Source organism: Kitasatospora sp. NPDC059648, from assembly GCF_042734825.1.
GTDB lineage: Bacteria > Actinomycetota > Actinomycetes > Streptomycetales > Streptomycetaceae > Kitasatospora.
In genome coordinates this window covers 26,880-50,247 of the sequence record NZ_JBHWDU010000013.1, presented here as the reverse complement: position 1 = coordinate 50,247, position 23,368 = coordinate 26,880, and the positions used below count along the sequence as shown (strand labels likewise).

Sequence of the window (23,368 nt, the reverse complement as noted above, 5' to 3'; positions counted from 1 at the left end):
CCGCTGATAATGGGGCCAGGGACTCCAGCCAGCCGGAGGTGGTGGCCGTGATCGTCAGAATCTGGGCCGGGCAGGTCACGGCCGATCGCATCGAGGAGTTCTGCGCACACCTGGCCGGCCAGGTGCTGCCGCAGCTCGGGAGGACGGACGGTTGCCTCGGCGGTGAACTGCTGCGCTCGGTGGCCGAGGGCAGCCTGCACCGGGTGCTCGTGGTCAGTCGCTGGCGCGACGAGGAGGCCCTGCGCGGGTACGCGGGGCCGATGTGGCGGATCCGGCCGGTGTGGTCGGAGGGCGAACCGCACTACCTCATGCACCCGCCGGAGGTGACCCACTTCATGCCGATCGCCGCACCCGCCACCCTCTGAACCGGCCGGTCCCTCCCGCCGGGAACGGCCCCGTCAGGCCGAGAGCGGCACCGAGTGGATCTCGTCCGCGGGGTGCCCGGTGCGACTGTGGACCCGCTGCACGGCTTCCCTGGACGGAGCCTCGGACAGGCAGTACACCGTGCCCGACACCGGGTCGGCCCAGGCCTGCTCGAAGTGCACGCCCTCCTCGCCCTCGATCGCCGCGTCGGCCGCATGGGCCGCCTTGAGCTGCTCCGCCGTGATCCCGGTCATCCCGTGGTGGACGTCCATGAACTTCATCGCCGTCGCCTCCGAATCCGAAGCCTGCCCCACCACCAGCCTCGTCCCCCGCGCGCACCGGCGCCACCAGACACCGGACACCGGCGCCACCGGACACCGTGCACGGCCTCCGCGGCCCCGCGGCTCCCACCACCCACCGCCCGCATTCCCCGCAGGATCGTGAAACAGGCCACAGCGGAACACCCTCCCTCGGCTCGCGTCCCGCGTGGCACAATGTCGTCAACAGCAGTGACGTTCAGCGCACTCCGGGGTCGGTGAAAATCCGAACCGGCGGTTACAGTCCGCGACCCGTCCGCAGCCAGCGGCCGGTTGACCAGGTGAAATTCCTGGACCGACGGTTAAAGTCCGGATGGGAGGCGTGCGCGGGCGGACGAAGAGCAGTACCCGTGGTCCATCGGCGTCCATCACGAGATCGGACCGGACCACGGTCAGGTGAACGGCGGGAGCAACGTCTCCCGGGCCGGGTGAGCGATCTCCCGGCGGCTCCGGCACCCCCGGCGACGGGTCGTGCACGGGCCTGTGCACCGGCGCCCGTCCGTGTCATCTCCCTCTGCCGCCCCGGAGTCCGCGCCCCAAGCGCGAGGAGACCCGGGTGTTCACCGGCATCATCGAAGAGCTCGGCGAGGTCGTGTCGATCGAGGAGATCGGCGACTCCTCGCGAATCCGCCTGCGTGGTCCGGTCGTTCGTGACGGTGCGCGCCACGGGGACTCCATCGCGGTCAACGGCGTCTGCCTGACCGTCGTCGACAGCCCCGAGCAACTGGCTGCCGAGACCGGCGAGTTCAGCGCCGACGTGATGGCCGAGACGCTGCACCGCTCCAGCCTGGGCGAGCTGAAGCCCGGCTCCCCGGTCAACCTGGAGCGCGCGATGGCGCTCGGCGCCCGGCTCGGCGGCCACCTGGTCCAGGGCCATGTCGACGCCACCGGGCGGCTGTTGAGCCGCGAGCCCGGCGAGCGTGACGCGGACGGCAACCTGCGCTGGGAGGTGCTGCGCTTCTCGCTGCCGGAGTCCATCTCCCGCTACCTGGTGGAGAAGGGCTCGATCACGGTCGACGGCGTCAGCCTCACCGTGGTGGAGGCGGCCCGCGACAGCTTCACCGTCAGCCTCATCCCGGCGACCCTCGCGCTCACCACGCTCGGCGCCAAGGCCCTGGGCGAGAGCGTCAACCTCGAAGTGGACGTGCTCGCCAAGTACGTGGAGCGGCTGCTCGAATCGCGCACCCTCCCCGACCTGCCCCACCCGCAGCACCCGTACGACCCGAAGAACCCGCAGGACCTGCCGGGTACGGACCGCACCACCACCACGGGGGAGACCAAGTGAGCTGGCTCAGCGGCGAGGCGTTCACCGTCCTCGGCGAACACGTGAAGTGGGCCGACATGATCGGCAACCTGCTCGGCTTCGGCGGCCTGGCGCTCGGCTGGCGCCGCTCGGTCTGGAGCTGGCCGGTCCAGCTCCTCTCCGGCGTCGTGCTGATCGCCGCCTACCTCGGCGGTCACGTCCCCGGCCTGATCGGAAAGCAGCTGATCGTCATCGTCACCGCCGCCTGGGGCTGGGCGCAGTGGCGGCGCGGCCGCCGCGACACCGGGACGATCGCCGTACGGTTCGCCAGCTGGCCCGAGCGGGCCGCCCTGGTGGCCGGCACCGCGGTCGGCACGGTCGGTCTGGCGATGCTGTTCACCGCCTATCCCAGCCTGTCCTGGAGCCCCTGGTCGGACGCCTACATCTTCGTCGGCACGCTCGCCGCGATGGTCGCCCAGGCGCGCGGCTGGCTGGAGTTCTGGCTCGCCTGGATCGCGGTCGACGCGGTCGGCGTCCCGTTCGCCTTCAACAGCGGCTACACCTTCTCCGGCCTCACGTACTCCGTCTACTTCGTCCTGGTGCTGCTCGGCCTGCGCTCCTGGTGGCTGAGCACCCGTGAGCCGCGAGCCACGTCCTCCAACGTCCCGCAGGGAGCCACGGCATGACCGAGAACCAGACTCACCCCGGCAGCATCGGTGACGAGCTCGTCCTCGACCCGGTCGAGCGCGCGATCGCCGACATCGCGCTCGGCCGCGCGGTGGTCGTGGTCGACGACGAGGACCGCGAGAACGAGGGCGACCTCGTCTTCGCCGCCTCCGCCGCCACCCCCGAGCTGATGGCCTTCACCATCCGCTACAGCTCCGGCGTGATCTGCGCCCCGATGACCGGTGCGGAGCTGGACCGGCTCAAGCTGCCGCCGATGACCCAGGTCAACGAGGACCGCAAGGGCACCGCCTACACCGTCTCGGTGGACGCCCGCGAGGGTGTGGACACCGGCATCTCCGCCGCCGACCGCGCCCGGACGGTACGGCTGCTCTCCTCGCCCGGCACCGAGCCCGGCGACCTCACCCGCCCGGGGCACGTCTTCCCGCTGCGCGCCGTCGAGGGCGGCGTGCTGGTCCGCCCCGGGCACACCGAGGCCGCCGTGGACCTGGCCCGGCTCGCCGGGCTGGCGCCGGCCGGGGCGATCGCCGAGGTGGTCAACGACGACGGCACCATGGCCCGGCTGCCCGAGCTGGTCGCCTTCGCCCGCGAGCACGGCTTGGCGATCATCTCCATCGAGGACCTGATCGCGTACCGCCGCCGCACCGAGCTGCACGTGGACCGGGCCGCCGTCACCGCCCTGCCCACCGCGCACGGCGAGTTCACCGCCGTCGGTTACCAGGGCACCATCGACGACATCGAGCACATCGCGCTGGTGGCCGGCGGCCTCGGACCGGACGGGCGGCTGCCGGACGGCGAGGACGTCCTGGTGCGGGTCCACTCCGAGTGCCTGACCGGCGACGTGTTCGGCTCGCTGCGGTGCGACTGCGGCCCCCAGCTGGAGGCCTCGCTCCAGCGGGTCGCCGAGGCCGGCCGCGGCGTGGTGCTCTACCTGCGCGGCCACGAGGGCCGGGGAATCGGCCTGGCGCACAAGCTGCGCGCGTACGAGCTCCAGGAGCAGGGCCGCGACACCGTCGACGCCAACCTGGACCTCGGCCTGCCCGCCGACGCCCGCGACTACAGCATCGCGGCGCAGATGCTGGCGGACCTCGGCGTGCGCTCGCTGACCCTGCTGACCAACAACCCGCAGAAGCTGACCGCGCTCACCGACCACGGCCTCAAGGTCAAGGGGCGTGAAGCGGTCGAGATCGCGCCGGGTGAGCACAACCTGCGCTACCTGCGCACCAAGCGCGACCGGATGGGCCACGACCTGCCCGGCCTCGGCTCCTGACGCACCCCGTCCGCGACTTCGCCCCCGCCCCGCGACTGCCGCGCCCTTGCCCCCGGGCCCTTTCCACCGACCACCGAACCGACAGAACGGAACACCCACATGAGCGGCCACGGAGCCCCCGAGCTGACCATCGACGGCACCGCCGACCTCAAGGTCGCGGTCATCGCCGCCCAGTGGCACGACCAGGTGATGAACGGCCTGCTGGACGGCGCCCACCGCGCGCTCAAGGAGCTGGGCGTCACCGAGCCGACCGTCCTGCGCGTGCCCGGCACCTTCGAACTGCCGGTCGCCGCCAAGCGCCTCGCCGATCGCGGCTACGACGCCGTCGTCGCCCTCGGGGTGGTGATCCGCGGCGGCACCCCGCACTTCGACTACGTCTGCCAGGCGGCCACCGCAGGCCTCACCCAGGTCAGCGTGGACACCGGCGTCCCGGTCGGTTTCGGCGTGCTGACCTGCGACAACGAGGAGCAGGCGCTCGACCGGGCCGGTCTGCCGGGTTCCGCCGAGGACAAGGGCCACGAGGCCGTCACCGCCGCCGTCGCCACCGCGGTGACTCTCCGCGACCTCCGCTGAGCGCCCCGGTGACCGGTCCCGGACCACGTCCAGCCGACCGTCCACGGTCCGGGACCGTTTACCGCCCGTCAGCCCGCACGCCGTATGGTGAATCCCATCATGGCTTCGAAGACATTCGAGGAGCTCTTCGCCGAGCTCCAGCAGAAGGCCGCCACCGGCGACCCCTCGTCCTCCCGCACCGCCCAGCTGGTCCAGCAGGGCGTCCATTCGATCGGCAAGAAGGTCGTCGAGGAGGCCGCCGAGGTCTGGATGGCCGCCGAGTTCCAGTCGGGCGAGCAGACGGCGGAGGAGATCTCGCAGCTCCTGTACCACGTTCAGGTGATGATGATCGCCCGCGGGCTGACGCTGGACGACGTCTACAAATACCTCTAGAACACCCGACAGCACACCCGAGCTCCCGCACACACCCCTCCCTACAGGTAAGGAAGCAACCTCCCATGCTGCGCATCGCCGTCCCCAACAAGGGTTCTCTCTCGGGTCCCGCGGCGGAGATGCTCCATGAGGCCGGCTACCGCCAGCGGAAGGATCCCAAGGAGCTGGTGCTCGTCGACCCCAACAACGAGGTCGAGTTCTTCTTCCTCCGCCCGCGCGACATCGCCGTCTACGTCGGCTCCGGCCGCCTCGACGTCGGCATCACCGGCCGCGACCTGCTGCTGGACTCGCACTCCAACGCGGAGGAGGTGCTCGCCCTCGGCTTCGCCGGGTCGACCTTCCGCTTCGCCCGCCCCGAGGGCGTGGACGTCGAGGACGTGAAGGGCCTGGAGGGCCTGCGCATCGCGACCTCCTACACCGGCCTGGTCGAGCAGCACCTCGCCGACCACGGCGTGAAGGCGACGGTCACCAAGCTGGACGGCGCGGTCGAGACCGCGGTGCAGCTGGGTGTCGCCGACGTGATCGCCGACGTGGTGGAGACCGGCACCAGCCTGCGCAACGCCGGTCTGGAGGTCTTCGGCGAGCCGATCCTGATCTCGGACGCCGTGGTCATCCGCCCCAAGGGCGCCGGCGAGGACGCCCGGGTCGAGCAGTTCCTGCGCCGCCTGCAGGGCGTGCTGGTGGCCCGCCGCTACGTGCTGATGGACTACGACATCCGCGCCGAGAAGGTCAGCGCCGCCGTCGCGCTCACCCCCGGCCTGGAGTCGCCGACCGTCTCCCCGCTGCACACCGAGGGCTGGGTGGCCGTCCGCTCGATGGTGCTCCGCAAGGAGGCCCAGCAGATCATGGACGACCTGTGGGGCATCGGCGCCCGGGCGATCCTGGTCACCAACATCCACGCCTGCCGCCTCTGACCTGCACGCGCGGGCGGCGGACACGAGCTGCCCGCAGGACCTGCTCGCGCATCCGCGGGTAAGGAACGGTTCAATGGGCGGGGACGCCGACCGGCGTCCCCGCCCACTGTGCTGTCGCGACCCCGGAGCCACCGGGCCCAGAACCACCACCGGAGACCCACGTGTCCACGCCGCCCGTCGAGTTCCCCGTCACCTGGGCGCCCCGCCGCACCCGCGTGGTGCTGCTGCCGGTCTGCGCCGTGCTGGTGGCGCTGTTCGTCGTACTGGCCATGCTGCTCCCGGCGAGCTGGCAGCTCAACGACCGGATCATGATGGTCGCCAGTGGCGTGCTGTTCGCCGGCGTGGGCCTGATGCTGGCGCGCCCCCGGGTGAGCGCCGACGCGGAGGGCGTGACGGTGGTCAACTTCGTCCGCAGCCGCAGACTGGCCTGGGCCGAGATCGTCCGGGTCAACTTCCGCCAGGGCGACCCGTGGGCCACCCTCGACCTCGCCGACGGCACCTCGCTCGCCGCGGTGGGCATCCAGTCCGGCGTCGGCAAGGCCCAGGCGATCGCGGACGCCCGCGCGCTGCGCGACCTGGTCGAGCACCACGCCCAGGTCTGACGGCGGACCCCGGCCCCCGGCAGCAGCCCCGACCCCAGCGGGTCCGAACACGTTTCCTAGTGCCGCGCCGGTATGGTCTACGCTGGTAAAAGCGGGGCAAAACTTCAGCCCTGCCCGAAAACGACCCACTCGAACCGATCCGCGCTTCGAGCGACCTGAGGAGTGACACACCCCCTCGATGGACGATCCGTCCGGTAGTACCTGCGCCGCCTCGCTTCCGACCCGCGGAAGGCAGGCGGCACTGTGATCACCGCCTGGCTGCTGTTGTTCGCAGCCGTTCTCCTGATCCTCGCCAACGGCCTCTTCGTGGCCGCCGAGTTCGCCTTCGTGACCGCCGACCGCGGCGCGGTGGAACGATCCGCCGAAGCGGGGGACGCCAAGTCCGCCCGCGTCGCCCGGGCCCTGCGGCACCTCTCCTTCGAGCTCTCCGGCGCCCAGCTGGGCATCACCGTCACCTCGCTGGTGGTCGGCATGCTCGCCGAACCGGCCCTGTCGACCCTGCTCCAGCCCGTGATGTCGGGCATCGGGGTGCCCGACTCGGCCGCCCGCGGCGTCGCCGTGGTGGTCGGCATGGTGCTGGCCACCGTCGTCCAGATGGTGATCGGCGAGCTGGTCCCGAAGAACTGGGCGATCTCCCGCCCGCTGCAGGTGGCCCGCGCGGTCGCCGCCCCGCACATGGCCTTCTCCTTCGTCTGCCGCCCGCTGATCAGCTTCCTGAACGGCGCCGCCGACCGTACGGTCCGGGCCTTCGGCGTCGAGCCGCAGGAGGAGCTGGAGCACGCCCGCACCCCGGCCGAGCTGGTCTCGCTGGCGCGGCACTCGGCCAGGGCCGGCGCGATAGACGAGGAGTCGGCGACCCTGTTCGTCCGCACCCTCGGCCTCGGGGAGCTCACCGCCGAGTCGGTGATGACCCCGCGGATCGACGTCTCCGCCCTCCAGCGCGACGCCACCGCCTCCGACGTGATCAACCTGACCCGGGCCACCGGCCTGTCCAGGTTCCCGGTCTACGCCGACACCGTGGACGAGGTCACCGGTATCGTGACGCTCAAGGACGCCCTCGCCGTCCCGGCCGCCCGCCGCGGCCGGGTGAGCGTCGCCGAACTGGCCTCGCCGCCGCTGCTGGTGCCCGAGACCCTGCCCGCCGAGCGGCTGCTCGACCAGCTGCGCCGCCTCCAGCCGATGGCCATCGTGGTCGACGAGTACGGCGGCACGGCCGGCGTCGTCACCGTCGAGGACATCGTGGAGGAGATCGTCGGCGAGGTGCAGGACGAGCACGACCCGGCCGACCACCCCGACCTGCTTCCGCTGCCGTCCGTCGACGGCCGGCCCGCCTGGGCGGCGGACGGCCGCGCCCGGCTCGACCAGCTGGAGGCGATCGGCCTGAACGCCCCGGACGGCCCGTACGAGACCCTGGCCGGCCTGGTCGCCGACCTGCTCGGCAAGCTCCCCGAGGTGGGCGAGCAGGCGGAGCTGCCCGGCTGGCGGCTCACCGTGACCGGCGTCGACCGGCACCGCACCAGCCAGGTCCGGTTGGAGCGCACCAGCGTGCCCGGCCTGTTCGGCGAGGAAGGGGAGGACGTCCGATGACCGTCCTGCAACTCGCCGTCGCGCTGCTGCTCCTGCTCGGCAACGCCTTCTTCGTCGGCGCCGAGTTCGCCGTCGTCTCGGTGCGCCGCAGCCAGATCGAGCCGCTCGCCGAGGCCGGGCACAAGCGCGCCCGCACCGTGCTGCACGCGCTGTCCAACGTCTCCGCGATGCTGGCCGCCGCCCAACTCGGCATCACCGTCTGCTCGCTGGGCCTCGGTGCGCTCGCCGAGCCGACCATCGCCGCGCTGCTGGAGGGCCCCTTCCACGCGATCGGCGTCCCGTCCGGCCTGATGCACCCGCTCTCGTACGGGATCTCGCTCGCCCTCGTGGTGTTCCTGCACATGGTGATGGGCGAGATGGTGCCGAAGAACATGGCCATGGCCGGCCCGGAGCGCGCCGCGCTCTGGCTCGGTCCGCCGCTGGACCGGCTGGCCCGCTGGCTCGCCCCGGTGATCCGGCTGCTCAACGCCTTCGCCAACGGCGTGCTGAGGCTCTTCCGGGTCGAGGCCAAGGACGAGGTCGAGTCGGTGTTCACCACCGAGCAGCTGATGTACCTGCTGGTCGACTCCCGGGACGCCGGCCTGCTCGACGAGGACCGTCAGGAGCGACTGGAGGACGCCCTGGAGATGGGCCGCCGCCCGGTCACCGACGTGCTGCTGCCCCCCGAGCAGCTGGTCACCGTGAACCCGAAGGCGACCGCCGCCGAGGTCGAGGAGCTCGCCCTGCGCACCGGCTTCTCGCGCTTCCCGGTCGCCGACGGCGACCCGGCCGGCCAGGGCTACCTGGGCTACGTCCACCTCAAGGACATCCTCGACGTGGAGGACCGGTCGGCGCCCGTCCCGGCCCGGCTCTGGCGGCCGATCACGGTGCTGCGCGGCAGCCTGCCGCTGGACGACGCCCTCGGTGCGATGCGCCGGGCCGCCTGCCACCTGGCCGCCGTGCTGGACCAGGACGGCCGCACGATCGGCGCGGTCATGCTGGAGGACGTCCTGGAGGAACTGGTCGGCGAGATGCACGACCCGGACCACCGGACGACCTGAGCCCCGGTCCGGAGGTTCGCCGCGTTCGCCGCGTTCGCCGACGGCGATTCTGCCCACAGCAGGCAACGGTTCCCGTGCCGGCCACTCCGGAGGAGGGTGGTCGGCATGAGACTGCTGCTGCTGGGTGGAACGAAGTTCGTCGGACGGGCCGTCGCCGAGGAGGCGCTGGCCAGGGGATGGGAGGTGACGGCCCTCAACCGCGGCACGCAGCCCGCCCCGGAGGGCGTGCGGGTGCTGCTGGGCGACCGCACCGCCGAGGACGGCCTCGCGGCGCTCGGCACGGCGGAGTGGGACTCCGTGGTGGACACCTGGTCGTGGGCCCCGGCGGCGGTGCGCGACAGCGCCCGGCGGCTGAACGGCCGGGTCGGCCACTACGCGTACGTCTCCAGCCGCTCGGTGTACGACTACCCGCTGCGCCCCGGGGCGGACGAGACGGCCCCGGTGGTGCCCGCCTCCCCGGACCTCACCGGCGAGGTGCCCTACGCCGAGGCCAAGCGCGGCGCCGAACTGGCCCTGGAGGCGGAGTTCGGCGGAAGGGCCCTGCTGGTCCGCGCCGGGCTGATCCTCGGCCCGTACGAGAACATCGGCCGGCTGCCCTGGTGGCTGAACCGGATCGCCCGCGGCGGCCCGGTGCTCGCCCCCGGCCCGCGCGACCTGCCGCTGCAGTACATCGACGGCCGCGACCTCGCCGCCTGGACCCTGGACGCCGTGGCGGCCCGGCTGGGCGGCCCGTACAACGTGGTCGGCCCGGTCGGCCACACCACCATGGGCGGGCTGCTGGAGGCCTGCGTCCGGGCCACCGGCTCGGACGCCGGGCTGCGTTGGACCGATCCCGAGCGGATCGTGGCGGCGGGCGTGCAGCCGTGGACGGAACTGCCGGTCTGGGTGCCGCCCGGCGAGCTGTACGACTCCGTGCACGGTTGCTCGGTCGCCCGCGCCGTCGACTCGGGGCTGCGTTGCCGCCCGGTCACCGAGACGGTCGAGGACACCTGGGCCTGGCTGCGGTCGATCGGCGGCGAGGCCCCGCAGCGGGACGACCGGCCGAACGTCGGGCTCGACCCCGAGCGGGAGGCCGAGCTGCTCAGGGGCTGAGGGGAGCGGGGGAGTCGGCGTCAGCCCCGGCCACCGGTGAGCCCCGCCGGTCAGCCCCGGCCGTCGATCAGCTCCCCGTACGCCTGCACCACGTCCGGCAGCCGCAGCGTCGCCAGGTCCTCCCGGCCCGGCGGCTCGCGCAGCAGCGACAGCCGCAGGTCCCGGTAGGCGCAGGACTTCTCGTACAGGGTGCGGATGAACCGGCCGTTGCCCAGCTCGTCGATCCAGCCCTCGCGCACCACGTGGGTGCAGATGCTGGCCAGTTCCTCCGCCGCGTCCTCGTCCCAGCCGTCGCCGTCCCGGCCGGCCAGTGCCGCGCCGATCGCGGTCAGCTCGTTCGGCCGGTAGCTGGGGAAGTCGACCCGGGTGGTGAAGCGGGAGTTGAGGCCGGGGTTGGTGGCGAGCAGCCGGTTCATCCCCTCGGGATAGCCGGCCAGGATCACCACCAGCCGGTCCCGGTTGTCCTCGGCCCGCTTCAGCAGCACCTGGAGCGCCTCGTCGCCGTACGCGTCGCCCTTGGTGTAGCCGGAGTTGGAGAGGCTGTACGCCTCGTCGATGAACAGCACGCCGTCCAGCGCGGAGTCGATCAGCTCGTTCGCCTTGACCGCGGTCTGGCCGAGGAACTCGCCAACCAGGTCGGCTCGTTGGGCCTCCACCAGGTGGTCGCCGGAGAGCAGGCCGAGGGCGTGGAAGACCCGGCCGAGGATCCGCGCCACGGTGGTCTTGCCGGTGCCGGAGGGGCCGGAGAAGACGAAGTGCCGCTTCGGCGGCTGGACCGGCAGCCCCTGCTCGGCGCGCAGTCTGGACATTCTCAACTGGGCGGAGAGCGCACGGACTTGGCGCTTGACCGGCTCCAGGCCCACCATCAGCGAGAGTTCGGCCAGTGCCGCGTCCAACTCCCGTTCGTCGCCCGCGGGCCGGGGAGCCGGCGGGGGTGCGGTGCGGGGCTGCGCCGCCCCGCGCACCGGCAGCGGCAGGACCGCGGCGGGGACGACCGGGGCGCCCGAGCCGGAGCGCTCACCCGCGGCCTGCGGCGCGCCGTCCACCGGGGTTGCGGCGTCCGGTTCCGGTTCGGCGAGCGGGCCGTCCACCAGGGTGGCGTCCACCGAGGCCCCGCCGCCGGCGGGGGCGGACCCGGTGCCGAACTCGGCGTCGTAGAGCGGCCCGTCGACGTACCCGGGGTCGTCCTGGTACCCCTGGCCGCCGCCCGCCCCGGAGCCGTCGAGCCCGGCCCCGTCCAGTCCGGCGCCGTCCAGGCCGCTGCCGTCCAGGCCGCTGCCGTCCAGTCCCACGACGTCCGGCCCCGGTGCGTCCGGTCCGCCCGAGCGCCCGCCCGCCAGCAGTCCGTCCGCGAGCGCGTCCTCCGCCGAGATCGCCGCCAGCCGGGCCGAGGTGTCCATGAACGCCGGATCCGCCCGGTGCACCGCCCGGTACAGCGGCAGTGCCGCCGCGCTGCGCCCGGCCCCCTCGTACGCCCGGGCCAGCCAGTAGCGCAGTTCCTTGCGCTGCGGCTGCTCGGAGCGGCAGCGCGCCAGCGAGGCGGCCAACGGGCCCTGCGCCTGGGCGCACATGTCCAGCCGGACCCGGGCCATGCCGGCGAACAGTCCGGCCTCGATGCCCAGCAGCGGGTCGTCCAGCAGCCGGTCGGTGTCCCGGATCAACTGCTCCCAGTCCTTGAGCAGGTAGGACCGGCAGGCGTACAGGAACTGCGCCGACGGGTCCTCGCTGGGCGCCGGGCACTGCTCCAGCGCCCGGTCCAGCTCGGCCAGGTGGCGGCCGTCCAGCCAGTGCGAGGCGTGTGCCAGCGCGAGGTCGCGGGCGTCCTCCAGCACGGGCTGCACCCACCAGCCCAGCCAGTACCAGGAGCTGAGCGGGCGCCGGTGCAGCCGCCGCTGCTCGCCGAAGCGCTTCTGGTTGCGGTACATGGCCAGCAGGGCCGCCGAGGTGTCACTGCGCAGCGCGTGCAGTCCGAGCCAGGCGTCGGCCATGCCCGGGTCCAGCCGGACGGCCGCCCGGAACTCCTCCTCGGCACGGGTGTAGGCGCCCGCCGTGTAGGCGTCCATGGCCCGCAGCCAGGCCCGGTCGGCGAGTCGGTCCGGGCCGCCCGCCGTGCTGTCGGAACTGTCCACCGTCGTCACTCACGCCCCCCGCGGTGTGGCCCGGGGCCCGGCCGGCGGATCGCAGCGCGTAGCCGGGCCGGTGGTCGAAAGCCCCCGGGGCGCATGTGCGCCTACCGGAATCGTACCGGCGCGGGGCTGATCCGGAAGGGTGCCGTGCAGGGTCAAATGCGATCGCGCGCACGGTGGTTGAGCGGGCGAATGGCCGAAACACCGCTGGCCGCGAAGGGCGGGGGAGGGGACCGGACGGCGCCCCCGGCTCACGGGGGAACAAGCCGGGGACGCCGGGTCCGAGGCGCCGGAACGGTGGGTTCCGGCGGCTGAGGAGAACCTAGGTCCTGGTGACGTCGCAGGTCAAGGGGCTAGTTGAACCTTCACCGACGGTGCCCGGCAGGATCCGCCCGGTCACCCCGTCGACCCGCGTCCCGGCGTACGGCCGGCTCGGGTCGGCGGCGAAGTGCGCCGCCTCCGCCCGGGCCCAGCGGGCCCAGAACCCGGCGAGTTCCGGCCCGTCCCGCTCCTCGCCGCGCCGCCGGGCCGCGGCGGCCTCCAGCTCCATCCAGATCACCCGGGCCAGCCACGGCCGCACATCCCGGCGCCCCGCGCCCACGCCCTCCACCAGCACCACCGGGGCGGGCGGCACCCGGACGGCGCCCGTGAAGCGGCGCAGTGTCCAGTCGTAAACCCGGTGTTCGGCGTCCCGGCCGGCGGCCAGCGGCTCCAGCACCTGCTCGCGCAGCCGCCCGGTCCACTCGAAGAGCTCGCTGTGGGTGGCCAGGTCGTCAAGGTGCACCACGGGCGCCCCGCCGAGCGCCGCCGCCAGTCGTCCGGCGAAGGTCGTCTTGCCGGAGCCGGCGTGCCCGTCCACCGCGACCAGCCGCACCGGTCCGCAGGACGGCGGCAGCGCGCCCAGCTCGGCGGCGAGCCCGTCGAGCCCGTCGAATCCGTCGAGCGCGTCGAGCCCGCCGGGTGGGCCGACGGCCTCGGGCCCGGTCGGCGCGCCGCGGAGAGCGGACGGGCGAGGGGAGGGAACGGTTCCGGATGCAGCCACAACGTCAACCCTACGGTGCCGTAGCCCACCACTGCGGACAGTTCATCTGTGCTGGTCGTGACGGCAGCGCGGCTTTCCGGCATACTCGCCTTCGCCACGCCTGTGAACGGCCGTTCACCGCAACCCGGTGCCGGTCGGGCCGACCTGCCACACCCGCGCCGAATCCCCGCCACCCCGGGGCGGCGCCCGATCGAGGAGGCGACCCCCGCCATGACCCCCTCCCCCGTGAAAGCCGTGGAGCGCCAGCTGCCCAGCGAGGAGGCCCGCGAGCTGCTGAGCCTCACCCGGGACCTGGTCCAGCGCGAGCTCCAGCCGCGCGCGGCGGAGGACGAGGCCGCCGGCCGCTTCCCCCGGGATGTATTCCGCACCCTCGGCGAGGCGGGCCTGCTGTCCCTCCCGTACGACGAGAAGTACGGCGGCGGCGAGCAGCCCTACGAGGTGTACCTGCAGGTCCTGGAGGAGCTCGCGTCCGGCTGGCTGGCCGTCGGCCTCGGCGTCAGCGTGCACACCCTGTCCTGCCACGCGCTGGCCACCTTCGGCAGCGAGGAGCAGCGCGAGAAGTGGCTGCCCGCCATGCTCTCCGGCGAGCAGCTCGGCGCCTACTGCCTCTCCGAGCCGCAGTCCGGCTCGGACGCGGCCGCCCTGCGCACCCGCGCCGACCTGGACGGCGACGAGTACGTCGTCAACGGCACCAAGGCGTGGATCACCCACGGCGGCCAGGCCGACTTCTACAGCGCGCTGGTGCGCACCGGCGCCCAGGGCCCCAAGGGCATCAGCTGCCTGCTCGTCCCCGGCGCCCAGCAGGGCCTCTCGGCCGCGCCGCCGGAGCACAAGATGGGCATGCGCTCCTCGCCGACCGCCCAGCTGCACTTCGACGGTGCCCGGGTCCCGCGCGAGCGGCTGGTCGGCGAGGAGGGCCAGGGCTTCCAGATCGCCCTGGCCGCACTGGACTCCGGCCGCCTCGGCATCGCCGCCTGCGCGATCGGTGTCGCCCAGGCCGCGCTCGACCTCGCGGTCGACTACGCGCGCACCCGGCGCCAGTTCGGCCGCCCGATCGCCGAGTTCCAGGGCCTGTCCTTCATGCTCGCCGACATGGCCACCCAGATCGAGGCAGGGCGCTCGCTCTACCTCGCCGCCGCGCGGCTGCGCGACGCGGGACGCCCGTTCTCCAAGGAGGCGGCGATGGCCAAGCTGTTCTGCACCGACGCGGTGATGCGGGTGACCACCGACGCCGTCCAGGTGCTCGGCGGCTACGGCTACACCCAGGACTTCCCGGCCGAGCGCTACATGCGCGAGGCCAAGGTGCTGCAGATCGTCGAGGGCACCAACCAGATCCAGCGCCTGGTGATCGGCCGCCACCTCACGAAGGGCTGAGCCCTTCCCCGATGCGGCCTCCGGCCGTCACTCCAGGGTGCGGAGTGACGGCCGGAGGCGATTCCGTTCGTCTGACAACTCATGTGCGGGCGGCGGGAGTCAGCGGCGCGCGAGCCGCCGGCGCTGCTCCGGGATGGTGGCCAGCGACACGGCCGCGGGGACCGTCCGAACGGCCTTCGCCGGGACGGCGACGGCGGCCGTCGTGCTGCGCACCGGGCGGTGCACCAGCGCGTGCGAGAACGGCTGGGTGCGCCAGTCGAGCCCACTCGGGAGCTTGAACAGCGCGTCGAACCCGGACGGTTCGGCGTCCTCGGGGGCCTCGACCTCGGCCAGGTCGTCGGTCGGCGCGCCCGAACCGGGGCAGACGGCGGGGGCGAAGGGGTTCCAGGCGGTGGGCAGCAGCGCGTGCTGCGGCAGCCGCTCCTCGTCCGCCACCAGGGCGATCGGGCGACGGCACTCGGGGCAGTGGACCCGGAAGATGTCCCAGGTCTCGGCCTCGCCGGGGTCGGTGCCCGGCATGTGATCGGTCGCGAGGTCGTCGCGGCCGGTCGTATCGTCGGTCTCGTCGGCGGCCAGCACGCGCTGGTCAGTAGCAGGCATGAGGATCCCCCTAGGATCGGGCCCGGCGTGGTCGCTCAGGGCCACAACCAGCACTTCCCTGCCGTCCGGGCTCATAACCCTGCGGAGTTGTGCACCGCGATGCACCGGGTGTGTCCTTGGCCACACCGCCCGCCACATTCACCCGGCAATTGCCCGCGTGACACCTGCAATCCGACTGCGTGCCACCGCCGTGCGCCCCCGTGCTCCCGACCCGGTAGGTTTGCGCACTGTGGAGGATCTCGACCAACGCATCGTCCAGCTGCTCCTGGAGGACGGCCGGATGAGTTACACGGACCTGGGCAAGGCCACCGGCCTGTCCACCTCGGCGGTGCACCAGCGGGTGCGCCGCCTCGAACAGCGCGGGGTGATCCGCGGCTACACCGCGATCATCGACCCCGACGCCGTCGACCTGGCGCTGACCGCGTTCATCTCGGTCAAGCCCTTCGACCCCAGTGCCCCCGACGACACCCCGGACAGGCTGGCCGGCCTGCCCGAGATCGAGGCCTGCCACAGCGTCGCCGGCGACGAGAACTACATCCTCAAGGTGCGGGTCGGAGCCCCCGGCGACCTGGAGGACCTGCTCGCCCGCATCCGCAGCGCCGCCGGCGTCTCCACCCGCACCACCGTCGTCCTCTCCACTCCCTACGAGGCCCGACCCCCGAAGCTCTGACCGGGAAAGGGAGGGGTGCAGACTTAGCGGCATGACCGAACGCACCTCCCGGACCGTCCTGCTGCGCGGCGGCGCCGTCTACAGCCCTGCCGACCCCTTCGCCACCGCGATGCTCGTGGAGGGCGGGCACATCGCCTGGGTCGGCAGCGACGGCGCCGCCGAGGCGTACGCCGGCTCCGCCGACGAGATCGTCGAGCTGGACGGCGCGCTGGTCACCCCCGCCTTCGTCGACGCCCACGTGCACGCCACCGCGACCGGCCTGGCGCTGACCGGCCTCGACCTCACCGGCAGCCCCTCGCTGGCCGCCGCCCTGGCCGCCGTCACCGCCTTCGTCGAGTCCCGGGAGGAGCCCGGCGGCGTGCTGATCGGCCACGGCTGGGACGAGACCGGCTGGCCCGAGGGCCGCCCGCCCACGCTCGCCGAACTCGACGAGGCCGCCCGCGGCGCCGCCCTCTACCTCTCCCGCACCGACGTGCACTCCGCGCTCGCCACCACCGCGCTGCGCACCCTCGCCGAGGGCCTCGCCGAGCGACCCGGTCACGACGCCGAGGGTCCGCTCACCAAGGACGCCCACCACGCCGTCCGGCAGACCGCCCTCGCCGGCCTCACCCCCGAGCAGCGCCGTCACGCCCAGCGCGCCGCCCTGGCCCGCGCCGCCGAACTCGGCATCGGCGCCCTGCACGAGTGCGCCGGCCCGGAGATCTCCTCCGAGGCGGACCTGACCGCCCTGCTGGCCCTGGCCGCCGAGGGTGACGGCCCCGAAGTCTTCGGTTACTGGGGCGAGTTGGGTGGCGTCGAGACCGCCCGAAGGCTCGGCGCGGTGGGCGCCGGCGGCGACCTCTTCGTGGACGGCGCGCTCGGCTCGCGCACCGCCTGCCTGCACGCCCCCTACACCGACGCCGAGCACACCGGCACCGCCTACCTGACCGCCGAGCAGGTCGCCGACCACGTCGCCGCCTGCACCGAGGCCGGGCTGCAGGCCGGCTTCCACGCCATCGGCGACGCGGCCGTCGCGGCCGTGATCGAGGGCGTGCGCGCCGCCGGCGAGCGGGTCGGCGCCGACCGGGTCAGGGCGCTGCGCCACCGCGTCGAGCACGCCGAGGCCCTGGACGACAAGGCGATCGCCGCCTTCGCCGAGCTCGGCCTCACCGCCTCCGTGCAGCCCGCCTTCGACGCCGCCTGGGGCGGCCCGGAGGGCATGTACGTCCGGCGCCTGGGTGCGGAGCGGGCCGCCGGCCTCAACCCGTACGCCGCACTCCTGCGGGCCGGCGTCCCGCTGGCCTTCGGCTCGGACGCCCCGGTCACCCCGCTCGACCCCTGGGGCACCGTCCGCGCCGCGGCCTTCCACCGGACCCTGGAACACCGGATCTCGGTCCGCGCCGCCTTCACCGCCCACACCCGCGGCGGCTGGCGCGCGATCGGCCGTGACCAGGACGGCGTGCTGGTGCCCGGTGCGGTGGCCAACTACGCGGTCTGGGCCGCCGACGAGCTGGTCGTCCAGGCCCCCGACTCCCGGGTGGCCGGCTGGTCCACCGACCCGCGCTCCGGCACCCCCGGCCTGCCCGACCTCACCCCGGGCCGCGAACTGCCGGTCTGCCTGCGCACGGTGGTCCGCGGACGCACCGTGTTCCAGCGGTAGAACCCCGCCCGTACGAGCGGAGCGACGGCACCGCGTACGAGCGGTAAGTCGGACGAGCGGGTGGGCCGACGCCTCCTAGGTTGACCACCATGACGACCGACCCGCTGGTACCCGCCGACTTCACCGTCCCGCGCGAGCTGCTCGCCCCGGAGTTCCGCCTGGAGCCCCTGGGCGAGCAGCACAACGCCTCCGACCACGCCGCCTGGACGAGCAGCATCGAGCACATCCGCGCCACCCCCGGCTGGGCCGGCCGCGGCTGGCCGCCCGCCGACGGCATGCCCCCGGAGCGCAACCTCGCCGACCTGCGCCGCCACGCCGCCGACTTCGAGGCTCGCACGGGGTTCACCTACACCGTCCTGGAGCCCGACCGCGACGAGGTGATCGGCTGCGTCTACGTGTACCCCGACCGCGAGGACCCGTCCGTCGTCTCGGTCAGCTCCTGGGTGCGCGCCGACCGCGCCGAGCTGGACGCCCCGCTGTACCGCGCGGTCTCCGCCTGGCTCACCGACCACTGGCCGCTCGGGCGCTTCGTCTACGCCGAGCGCTGACCGCCCGGCCCGGCGCCACCACCCTCACCTCACGCCTCGCCGACGTTCCGGGGTACCTTCTTCGCACAGCGTCCGAACAGCAAGCCCCAGGAAGATGGTGCGCCGGTGGCCATTCCCGTCACCCAGGAGCGGTCCGGGACCGCTCCCGAGCCACAGGACCCGGCCCCGAAGCCCGGCCGTGGCGCCCGCGCGCTCGCCAAGGTCCGCGCCGGGCTGCCGCGCACCGGCCTCGCCGCCCTGGCCGGCCTGCTGCTCGCGCTCGCCTTCCCGCCGTACGACCTGTGGCCGCTGTCGCTGCTCGGCGTCGCCGCGCTCTCGCTGCTCACCCGGGGCCGCACCTTCCGCCAGGGCGCCTGGACGGGCTTCGCCCTCGGCTTCCCGTTCTTCCTGATGCTGCTCAGCTGGCTGCGGGTGGTCGGCTGGGACGCCACGGTCGGCCTGTCCGTCGTCGAGGCGCTGTTCCTGGCCCTGCTCGGCGGCGCACTGGCCCTCACCTCCCGGCTGCCCGGCTGGCCGCTGTGGGCGGCCGCGCTGTGGGTCACCCAGGAGTGGGCGCGCGACCGGCTTCCGCTCGGCGGCTTCCCCTGGGGCCGGCTCGCCTTCGCCAACACCGCCACCCCGTACACCCCGCTGGCGGCGATCGGCGGTGCGCCGCTGGTGACCTTCGCCGTCGCGCTCTCCGGCACCCTGCTGGCCTGGGCCGCGCTGCGCCTGCGCGGGCCGGGCAGGGCTCCGAAGGCGGCCGCGCTGGCGGCGCTCGGCGCGGTGGCCGCACTGCTGGCCGGCTACCTCGTCCCGGTGCCGACCGCCGCGAACGACACCGTCAACGTCGCCATCGTCCAGGGCAACGTGCCGAACCCGGGCATGGACTTCCTCGGCCGCCCGATGATGGTCCTCAACAACCACGCCTCGGCCACCGAGCGCCTCGCCGCCGACATCCAGGACGGAAAGCGGCCGCGCCCCGACGTGGTGATCTGGCCGGAGAACTCCTCCGACCTCGACCCGTTCAGCGACCTGCTGGCCCGTCAGCGCATCGACGAGGCGGTCAAGGCCGTCGGCGTGCCCACCCTGGTCGGCACCCTGGTGGACGGCCCGGACGCCCAGCACGTCCAGAACGAGGGCATCGTCTGGGACCCGGTCACCGGCCCCGGCGCCTCCTACACCAAGCAGCACCCCGTCCCGTTCGGCGAGTACGTGCCGTTCCGCGCCCAGCTGATGAAGGTGATCACCCGCCTCCAGCGGGTCGCCCGGGACTTCTACCCCGGCGACCACAACGGCGTGATGCAGCTCGGCCCGGCGAAGATCGGCGACGTGATCTGCTTCGAGGTGGCCTACGACGAGATCGTCCGGGACACCGTGGACAGCGGCGCGCGCGTCCTGGTGGTCCAGACCAACAACGCGACCTACGCCAGGACCGGCCAGCCCGAGCAGCAGCTCGCGATGAGCCGGCTGCGCGCGGTCGAGCACGGCCGGGCCGTCCTGATCGCCGCCACCAGCGGCATCAGCGCGGTGATCGCCCCGGACGGCACCGTCGAGCAGCGCACCGCGGAGCTGACCCCGGCCGAGCTGTCCGCCACCGTCCCGCTGCGCGACGGCACCACGGTGGCCGACCGGGTCGGCGCCCTCCCGGAGTGGACGCTGGCCATCGGCGGCCTGCTGGCCTGCGGCGCCGCCGTCCTGGTCGGCCGTCGCCGGAGGGCGGCGGCCGGAACACCGGCCGCCGGGGAATCGTTGGACCAGGTGGTGCCGTAGCCGGCCCGGACCTCCCGTGCGGCGCGCAGAGCACCGCTTGGAGTGGATTCGTACCGTGACCCAGCAAGCTGCCCCCACCCGTCCGGTCCCGCGCAGCAGGCTCCGCCGGGTGCTGCCGCTGCTGATCACCGCCTGGCTGGTGCTGGAGATCTGGCTGCTGGTCCTGGTGGGCTCGTGGCTGGGCGGCTTCGCCGTCCTGCTGCTGCTCATCGCCGGCGGGGTGATCGGCGGCTCGCTGATCAAGCGGGCCGGGATGAAGGCGCTGTCGGCGGCGCTCGAACAGAGCAGGAACCCGCAGTCCCAGCAGCCGCAGACCGGCACCAGCATGACCGTACTGGCCGGGCTGCTGCTGATCGTCCCCGGCTTCCTGTCCGACCTGGTCGCCCTGACCCTGCTGTTCCCGCCGACCCGGGCGCTGTGGCGGGCCGTCGGCCGCAAGGTCGCGGACAAGGCGGTGCGCAGCGCCTCGCCCGCGGGCACCGACGCCTTCGCGGACGCGATGCGGCTGCAGGAGCAGCTGCGCATCCACCGCCCGGACGGCAAGGTGATCCAGGGCGAGGTGGTCGACCCGGAGAACGGCCAGCGCGGCCCGCAGGGCCCGGACACCACCTACCGCCCGCCGATCAACGGCTGACGGTCCGACCTGCCGGGAGTCGCGGACGACGAGAGCCCCGGGAGCGACGAAGGCTTCGGGCGACGCGAGGACAACGCGAAAGGGACCCTGGTGACCAGGGTCCCTTTTCGCGTCCTCCCGCACGCGGCGGGAGCGAGGTGTTGTCAGGCGCTCTTGCGGGTGTCCCGCGGGTGCACCGCGAGGTTCATCCCACCGGAGCGGAGCACGGCCAGCCGCTCGGCCAGCACCTCCTCCAGCTCCTCGCGCGTCCGGCGCTCCATCAGCATGTCCCAATGGGTGCGCGTGGGCTTGACCTTCTTCTCCTCCGGCTCGTCACCGTCGAGAAGTGCCGCCTCCTGGCCACAGAAGCGGCATTCCCACACCGGGGGGATCTCCGCTTCGACCGAGAAAGGAACCTCGAATCGGTGTCCGTTCTGACATGCGTACTCGACGGTCTGGCGGGGAGCCAGATCGATACCACGGTCGGTCTCGTAGCTAGTTGCCCCGAGTCGCGTGCCGCGGAGAGCTCGCTCGCTCATGAATCGTGCCTCCCGGGCTTATGGCCCACAGGACTAGTGGTCGCTGTTCTTCGTCGTTCGGTCAACGCTCGGCTTCCGACGAAGATTCCCGTCCCGGGACATGCGTCGTCTGTCGTGCCGCCCCTGTTTGTACCCACCGGCGCCCGATTTGTCACATCTGGCCGGTGATATCACCCCAGGTGTCACCTATTTCACATCTGGTGATCGTGCGGACTTTCTGTGACGAGCCTACCGGGAGGGCATTCGGCGCCGTCCGCCGACCCCGCTTCCCGCGGAGTCAGGAGATCGGTCGGGAACGGATCATCGGCTCGGACTTGCCGAGGTCGACCGGCTGGTGCGCCGGCGCCGTCCCGTCGGCCCGGACCACCGGCGGGCGGTCCGGGCGGGGCGGTGCGGCGGGGGCCGCCTCGGTCCGGCTGTCGCGGTGCGGCAGCAGGGCGATCACGGCGTCCCGCAGCTGGGCCGGGGCGTCGTCGTCGAGCGGGTCGACCGTGGCCGGCACCTGCAACCGCACCGGGGTGCCGTTGCCGATCCGGGCGTAGCCGCGGCCGGCCGGGGCGTGCGCGGCGGGCACGATGTCCAGCGGAGCGCCGAGCGCGGCCCGGCCCTCCTCGGGCCCGGCCGGGCCGAGCAGCACCCGGGCCCGGGTGGTCGCGCGGACGGTCGGGGTGATCCGCTCCCGGGCCTCGACGTCGTCGGCGATCACCACGGTCACCCGGGCGGCCCGGCCGTGTCGCAGCGGCAGCTCCAGCAGGTCCTGCGGATCGGGGCGGCCCTCGGCGTGGGCGAGCTCGCCCAGCTCGGTCGGATGGTCCAGCAGCAGCCACAGCGGCCGGGTGACGTCCTCGGGCAGGCTGGCGCCGGTGTGCCGGGCGGCGTTCAGCGCGGTCAGCCGGCGCTCGGTCTCCTGGGCGGCCCAGGTCAGTGCGGCCAGCGCGCCGTGCAGGCTGGTCTCCACGGTGTGCACTCCGGGCCGGTTGACCAGGCAGGCGTGCTCCCCGGTCCCGGCGCCGTCGATCACCACCAGGTCGCCGTACGGAAGGGCCTGGAGCGCGATCGAGCGGATCAGGCTGGAGGTGCCGTAGCCGGCGACGCCGAGGGCCAGCAGGTGGGGCTCGGAGGAGCGCGGGCCGGTGCGCCAGATCACCGGCGGCTGCTGGGTGACGACGCCGCCCTGGGCGACCGGGATGGTACGGGCGGTGCCGTCCTCGTCGGTGAAGCCGAGCACGATCTCGCCGGGGGCGGCCACGAAGCGCTGGGCGACGACGTCGGTGGGCAGCGGAGCGAGCGCGGTGATCCGCAGCCGGTTGGACTCCTCGTCCCAGTCGAAGCGGTACTCGCGGGCCCGCCCGGCCTTGCCCTGGACGACCTGCTCGATCCGGGCCCGGGCGGCCGGCTCGGTGTCGGTGAAGTAGGCGGGGTAGCTCAGCTCCAGCCGGGAGAGCCGGCCCTCGCCGTCGAACGCCCAGGAGCCGAAGGCGTTCTTGTAGGAGCCCTCGAAGTGGTAGAGCGGGTTGGCGTCCTCGGGGCCGCACAGGTAGGGGGTGAGGGCCGAGTAGAGGGCGCCGAGCTTGACGTCGGCCACGTCGGGCGGGGGCGGGGCGGGCGCCGCCTTGGGGGGCCGGCCGGCCCAGGCGGCGCTGGCCATCAGGGCGACCAGCGCGAACAGCAGGCCGTGCGGCAGCAGGTAGATGCCGATCAGCATCGCCGCGGACAGGAACAGCGTCGGGCCGCGGCGCTCCTTCGGGGTGGCCTGCCAGTGGTCCTTGGCCCAGCCGGCGTGGTGGCGCAGCCCGCGGCCGATCACGGCGAGCGGGGCGAACATGTCGGTGGCGTGGTCCCCGGCGGTTCGGGCGATCTCGCGGCCCTTGGCGAGGTGGCGGTTGAGCGGCATTCCGTGACTCCCCGGTCGAGTGGGACGGGTGGGGTGGGAGGGGGACTGCTCGTGGTACGACGGGGCCCGGGGCGGTGGGATCCGCGCCCGGGCCGGTGGGGGAGTGGCGGCGCGCCTAGAACTTGATGCCGCCGAGCAGGCTCGCCAGGCTGGCGCTGCCCGCGGTGATGCTCGGGGCGATCGAGGAGCCGGCGACGTAGAAGCCGAAGAGTGAGCAGACGACGGCGTGGGAGACCTTTAGGCCGTCCCTGCGGAAGAACAGGAAGGCGATGGTGCCGAACAGGACGATGCCGGAAATCGAGAGGATCACTTCTGCTCCTCGGGGAGGGGGACGGGGACAGTTGCTTAAAGTGCACTTATCGTGACAAAAAGTAATAGATGATGGAACGGCGCAAATGGGTGGTTTCGCCGCGCAATACCGCCTGGGAAGCCGGACGGCGGTATGCGAACCGGCCCGGGTGGGGCCTCATGCCGCGTGGATCCGGTGCCGCGACGCATTCCCGGCGGGCGGGTG

24 protein-coding genes and 1 riboswitch are annotated in these 23,368 nt (G+C 73.4%); of the genes, 17 read left to right on the top strand and 7 right to left on the bottom strand.

Annotated features, from left to right (window positions below; translation table 11 throughout):
• Positions 1 to 47 precede the first annotated feature (47 nt).
• The gene (locus ACFV1W_RS11095) at positions 48 to 365 is read left to right on the top strand and encodes an antibiotic biosynthesis monooxygenase family protein (RefSeq protein WP_380415209.1); all 318 of its coding nucleotides are present in this window, start codon (positions 48 to 50) and stop codon (positions 363 to 365) included.
• Between the two features lie 33 nt (positions 366 to 398).
• Here the strand turns inward: ACFV1W_RS11095 and ACFV1W_RS11090 are convergent, their stop codons facing one another.
• Positions 399 to 644, bottom strand: coding sequence for an SCO4226 family nickel-binding protein (locus tag ACFV1W_RS11090; protein ID WP_380415207.1), 246 nt, complete (start codon positions 642 to 644; stop codon positions 399 to 401).
• Between the two features lie 237 nt (positions 645 to 881).
• Positions 882 to 1,009, top strand: a riboswitch (FMN riboswitch).
• A 227-nt stretch (positions 1,010 to 1,236) separates the two neighbouring features.
• Here ACFV1W_RS11090 and ACFV1W_RS11085 point away from each other — a divergent pair.
• From ACFV1W_RS11085 to ACFV1W_RS11040, 10 genes are all read left to right on the top strand, one after another.
• Complete coding sequence (locus ACFV1W_RS11085) at positions 1,237 to 1,965, top strand: riboflavin synthase (protein ID WP_380415205.1); 729 nt, start codon at positions 1,237 to 1,239, stop codon at positions 1,963 to 1,965.
• Complete coding sequence (locus ACFV1W_RS11080) at positions 1,962 to 2,609, top strand: nicotinamide riboside transporter PnuC (RefSeq protein ID WP_380415203.1); 648 nt, start codon at positions 1,962 to 1,964, stop codon at positions 2,607 to 2,609. Before ACFV1W_RS11085 ends, ACFV1W_RS11080 begins: the two co-directional genes overlap by 4 nt.
• Positions 2,606 to 3,877, top strand: a complete 1,272-nt coding sequence (locus ACFV1W_RS11075) for a bifunctional 3,4-dihydroxy-2-butanone-4-phosphate synthase/GTP cyclohydrolase II (protein ID WP_380415201.1) — start codon at positions 2,606 to 2,608, stop codon at positions 3,875 to 3,877. The genes ACFV1W_RS11080 and ACFV1W_RS11075 overlap by 4 nt, the downstream gene beginning before the upstream one ends.
• Positions 3,878 to 3,976: 99 nt before the next feature.
• Positions 3,977 to 4,450: a 6,7-dimethyl-8-ribityllumazine synthase gene (gene ribH, locus ACFV1W_RS11070; RefSeq protein ID WP_380415199.1), complete on the top strand. Its 474-nt coding sequence runs from the start codon at positions 3,977 to 3,979 to the stop codon at positions 4,448 to 4,450.
• A gap of 99 nt (positions 4,451 to 4,549) precedes the next feature.
• Positions 4,550 to 4,822 carry a phosphoribosyl-ATP diphosphatase gene (locus ACFV1W_RS11065; RefSeq protein WP_380415197.1) on the top strand — a complete coding sequence of 91 codons (273 nt, stop codon included), beginning with the start codon at positions 4,550 to 4,552 and terminating at the stop codon, positions 4,820 to 4,822.
• Positions 4,823 to 4,887: 65 nt separating this feature from the next.
• Entirely contained in the window at positions 4,888 to 5,736 is an 849-nt protein-coding gene (hisG, locus tag ACFV1W_RS11060; RefSeq protein ID WP_380415195.1) for an ATP phosphoribosyltransferase, read from the top strand.
• A gap of 161 nt (positions 5,737 to 5,897) precedes the next feature.
• Positions 5,898 to 6,338: a PH domain-containing protein gene (locus tag ACFV1W_RS11055; RefSeq protein ID WP_380415193.1), complete on the top strand. Its 441-nt coding sequence runs from the start codon at positions 5,898 to 5,900 to the stop codon at positions 6,336 to 6,338.
• 243 nt (positions 6,339 to 6,581) lie between these two features.
• On the top strand, positions 6,582 to 7,925 hold the full coding sequence (locus ACFV1W_RS11050; protein ID WP_380415192.1) for a hemolysin family protein: 1,344 nt from the start codon (positions 6,582 to 6,584) through the stop codon (positions 7,923 to 7,925).
• Positions 7,922 to 8,965: a hemolysin family protein gene (locus ACFV1W_RS11045; RefSeq protein WP_380415190.1), complete on the top strand. Its 1,044-nt coding sequence runs from the start codon at positions 7,922 to 7,924 to the stop codon at positions 8,963 to 8,965. Before ACFV1W_RS11050 ends, ACFV1W_RS11045 begins: the two co-directional genes overlap by 4 nt.
• Positions 8,966 to 9,070: 105 nt before the next feature.
• Positions 9,071 to 10,057: an NAD-dependent epimerase/dehydratase family protein gene (locus tag ACFV1W_RS11040; RefSeq protein WP_380415188.1), complete on the top strand. Its 987-nt coding sequence runs from the start codon at positions 9,071 to 9,073 to the stop codon at positions 10,055 to 10,057.
• Positions 10,058 to 10,107: 50 nt separating this feature from the next.
• Here the strand turns inward: ACFV1W_RS11040 and ACFV1W_RS11035 are convergent, their stop codons facing one another.
• The gene (locus tag ACFV1W_RS11035; RefSeq protein WP_380415339.1) at positions 10,108 to 12,120 is read right to left on the bottom strand and encodes an AAA family ATPase; all 2,013 of its coding nucleotides are present in this window, start codon (positions 12,118 to 12,120) and stop codon (positions 10,108 to 10,110) included.
• A gap of 385 nt (positions 12,121 to 12,505) precedes the next feature.
• Complete coding sequence (locus ACFV1W_RS11030) at positions 12,506 to 13,087, bottom strand: uridine kinase (protein ID WP_380415337.1); 582 nt, start codon at positions 13,085 to 13,087, stop codon at positions 12,506 to 12,508.
• Between the two features lie 348 nt (positions 13,088 to 13,435).
• Here ACFV1W_RS11030 and ACFV1W_RS11025 point away from each other — a divergent pair, with 348 nt between their 5' ends.
• On the top strand, positions 13,436 to 14,599 hold the full coding sequence (locus tag ACFV1W_RS11025; RefSeq protein ID WP_380415186.1) for an acyl-CoA dehydrogenase family protein: 1,164 nt from the start codon (positions 13,436 to 13,438) through the stop codon (positions 14,597 to 14,599).
• A gap of 99 nt (positions 14,600 to 14,698) precedes the next feature.
• On the opposite strand, the gene ACFV1W_RS11020 is transcribed toward ACFV1W_RS11025, so the two are convergent.
• On the bottom strand, positions 14,699 to 15,199 hold the full coding sequence (locus ACFV1W_RS11020; RefSeq protein WP_380415184.1) for a hypothetical protein: 501 nt from the start codon (positions 15,197 to 15,199) through the stop codon (positions 14,699 to 14,701).
• 229 nt (positions 15,200 to 15,428) lie between these two features.
• Between ACFV1W_RS11020 and ACFV1W_RS11015 the strand changes: the two genes are divergently transcribed.
• The 5 genes from ACFV1W_RS11015 (at position 15,429) to fxsA (ending at position 20,442) form a co-directional block, all read left to right on the top strand.
• Entirely contained in the window at positions 15,429 to 15,869 is a 441-nt protein-coding gene (locus ACFV1W_RS11015; protein WP_030058365.1) for an Lrp/AsnC family transcriptional regulator, read from the top strand.
• A gap of 31 nt (positions 15,870 to 15,900) precedes the next feature.
• Positions 15,901 to 17,508: an amidohydrolase gene (locus ACFV1W_RS11010; protein WP_380415182.1), complete on the top strand. Its 1,608-nt coding sequence runs from the start codon at positions 15,901 to 15,903 to the stop codon at positions 17,506 to 17,508.
• Positions 17,509 to 17,597: 89 nt separating this feature from the next.
• On the top strand, positions 17,598 to 18,056 hold the full coding sequence (locus tag ACFV1W_RS11005) for an N-acetyltransferase (protein ID WP_380415181.1): 459 nt from the start codon (positions 17,598 to 17,600) through the stop codon (positions 18,054 to 18,056).
• 105 nt (positions 18,057 to 18,161) lie between these two features.
• On the top strand, positions 18,162 to 19,808 hold the full coding sequence (lnt, locus tag ACFV1W_RS11000; RefSeq protein ID WP_380415179.1) for an apolipoprotein N-acyltransferase: 1,647 nt from the start codon (positions 18,162 to 18,164) through the stop codon (positions 19,806 to 19,808).
• A gap of 55 nt (positions 19,809 to 19,863) precedes the next feature.
• Positions 19,864 to 20,442 carry an FxsA family membrane protein gene (gene fxsA, locus ACFV1W_RS10995; RefSeq protein ID WP_380415177.1) on the top strand — a complete coding sequence of 193 codons (579 nt, stop codon included), beginning with the start codon at positions 19,864 to 19,866 and terminating at the stop codon, positions 20,440 to 20,442.
• Positions 20,443 to 20,585: 143 nt separating this feature from the next.
• On the opposite strand, the gene ACFV1W_RS10990 is transcribed toward fxsA, so the two are convergent.
• The 3 genes from ACFV1W_RS10990 to ACFV1W_RS10980 form a co-directional block, all read right to left on the bottom strand.
• The gene (locus ACFV1W_RS10990; protein ID WP_030279777.1) at positions 20,586 to 20,960 is read right to left on the bottom strand and encodes an RNA polymerase-binding protein RbpA; all 375 of its coding nucleotides are present in this window, start codon (positions 20,958 to 20,960) and stop codon (positions 20,586 to 20,588) included.
• 277 nt (positions 20,961 to 21,237) lie between these two features.
• Positions 21,238 to 22,854 carry a hypothetical protein gene (locus tag ACFV1W_RS10985; protein ID WP_380415175.1) on the bottom strand — a complete coding sequence of 539 codons (1,617 nt, stop codon included), beginning with the start codon at positions 22,852 to 22,854 and terminating at the stop codon, positions 21,238 to 21,240.
• A 115-nt stretch (positions 22,855 to 22,969) separates the two neighbouring features.
• Entirely contained in the window at positions 22,970 to 23,164 is a 195-nt protein-coding gene (locus tag ACFV1W_RS10980) for a hypothetical protein (RefSeq protein WP_380415173.1), read from the bottom strand.
• Positions 23,165 to 23,368 lie beyond the last annotated feature (204 nt).

Bases quoted from the DNA above. Each gene is read 5' to 3' on its own strand.
- ACFV1W_RS11090 (WP_380415207.1), bottom strand. From the start codon at position 644: ATGAAGTTCATGGACGTCCACCACGGGATGACCGGGATCACGGCGGAG.
- ACFV1W_RS11075 (WP_380415201.1), top strand. From the start codon at position 2,606: ATGACCGAGAACCAGACTCACCCCGGCAGCATCGGTGACGAGCTCGTC.
- ribH (WP_380415199.1), top strand. From the start codon at position 3,977: ATGAGCGGCCACGGAGCCCCCGAGCTGACCATCGACGGCACCGCCGAC.
- ACFV1W_RS11065 (WP_380415197.1), top strand. From the start codon at position 4,550: ATGGCTTCGAAGACATTCGAGGAGCTCTTCGCCGAGCTCCAGCAGAAG.
- hisG (WP_380415195.1), top strand. From the start codon at position 4,888: ATGCTGCGCATCGCCGTCCCCAACAAGGGTTCTCTCTCGGGTCCCGCG.
- ACFV1W_RS11045 (WP_380415190.1), top strand. From the start codon at position 7,922: ATGACCGTCCTGCAACTCGCCGTCGCGCTGCTGCTCCTGCTCGGCAAC.
- ACFV1W_RS11040 (WP_380415188.1), top strand. From the start codon at position 9,071: ATGAGACTGCTGCTGCTGGGTGGAACGAAGTTCGTCGGACGGGCCGTC.
- ACFV1W_RS11035 (WP_380415339.1), bottom strand. From the start codon at position 12,120: ATGGACGCCTACACGGCGGGCGCCTACACCCGTGCCGAGGAGGAGTTC.
- ACFV1W_RS11025 (WP_380415186.1), top strand. From the start codon at position 13,436: ATGACCCCCTCCCCCGTGAAAGCCGTGGAGCGCCAGCTGCCCAGCGAG.
- ACFV1W_RS11020 (WP_380415184.1), bottom strand. From the start codon at position 15,199: ATGCCTGCTACTGACCAGCGCGTGCTGGCCGCCGACGAGACCGACGAT.
- ACFV1W_RS11010 (WP_380415182.1), top strand. From the start codon at position 15,901: ATGACCGAACGCACCTCCCGGACCGTCCTGCTGCGCGGCGGCGCCGTC.
- ACFV1W_RS11005 (WP_380415181.1), top strand. From the start codon at position 17,598: ATGACGACCGACCCGCTGGTACCCGCCGACTTCACCGTCCCGCGCGAG.
- ACFV1W_RS10990 (WP_030279777.1), bottom strand. From the start codon at position 20,960: ATGAGCGAGCGAGCTCTCCGCGGCACGCGACTCGGGGCAACTAGCTAC.
- ACFV1W_RS10985 (WP_380415175.1), bottom strand. From the start codon at position 22,854: ATGCCGCTCAACCGCCACCTCGCCAAGGGCCGCGAGATCGCCCGAACC.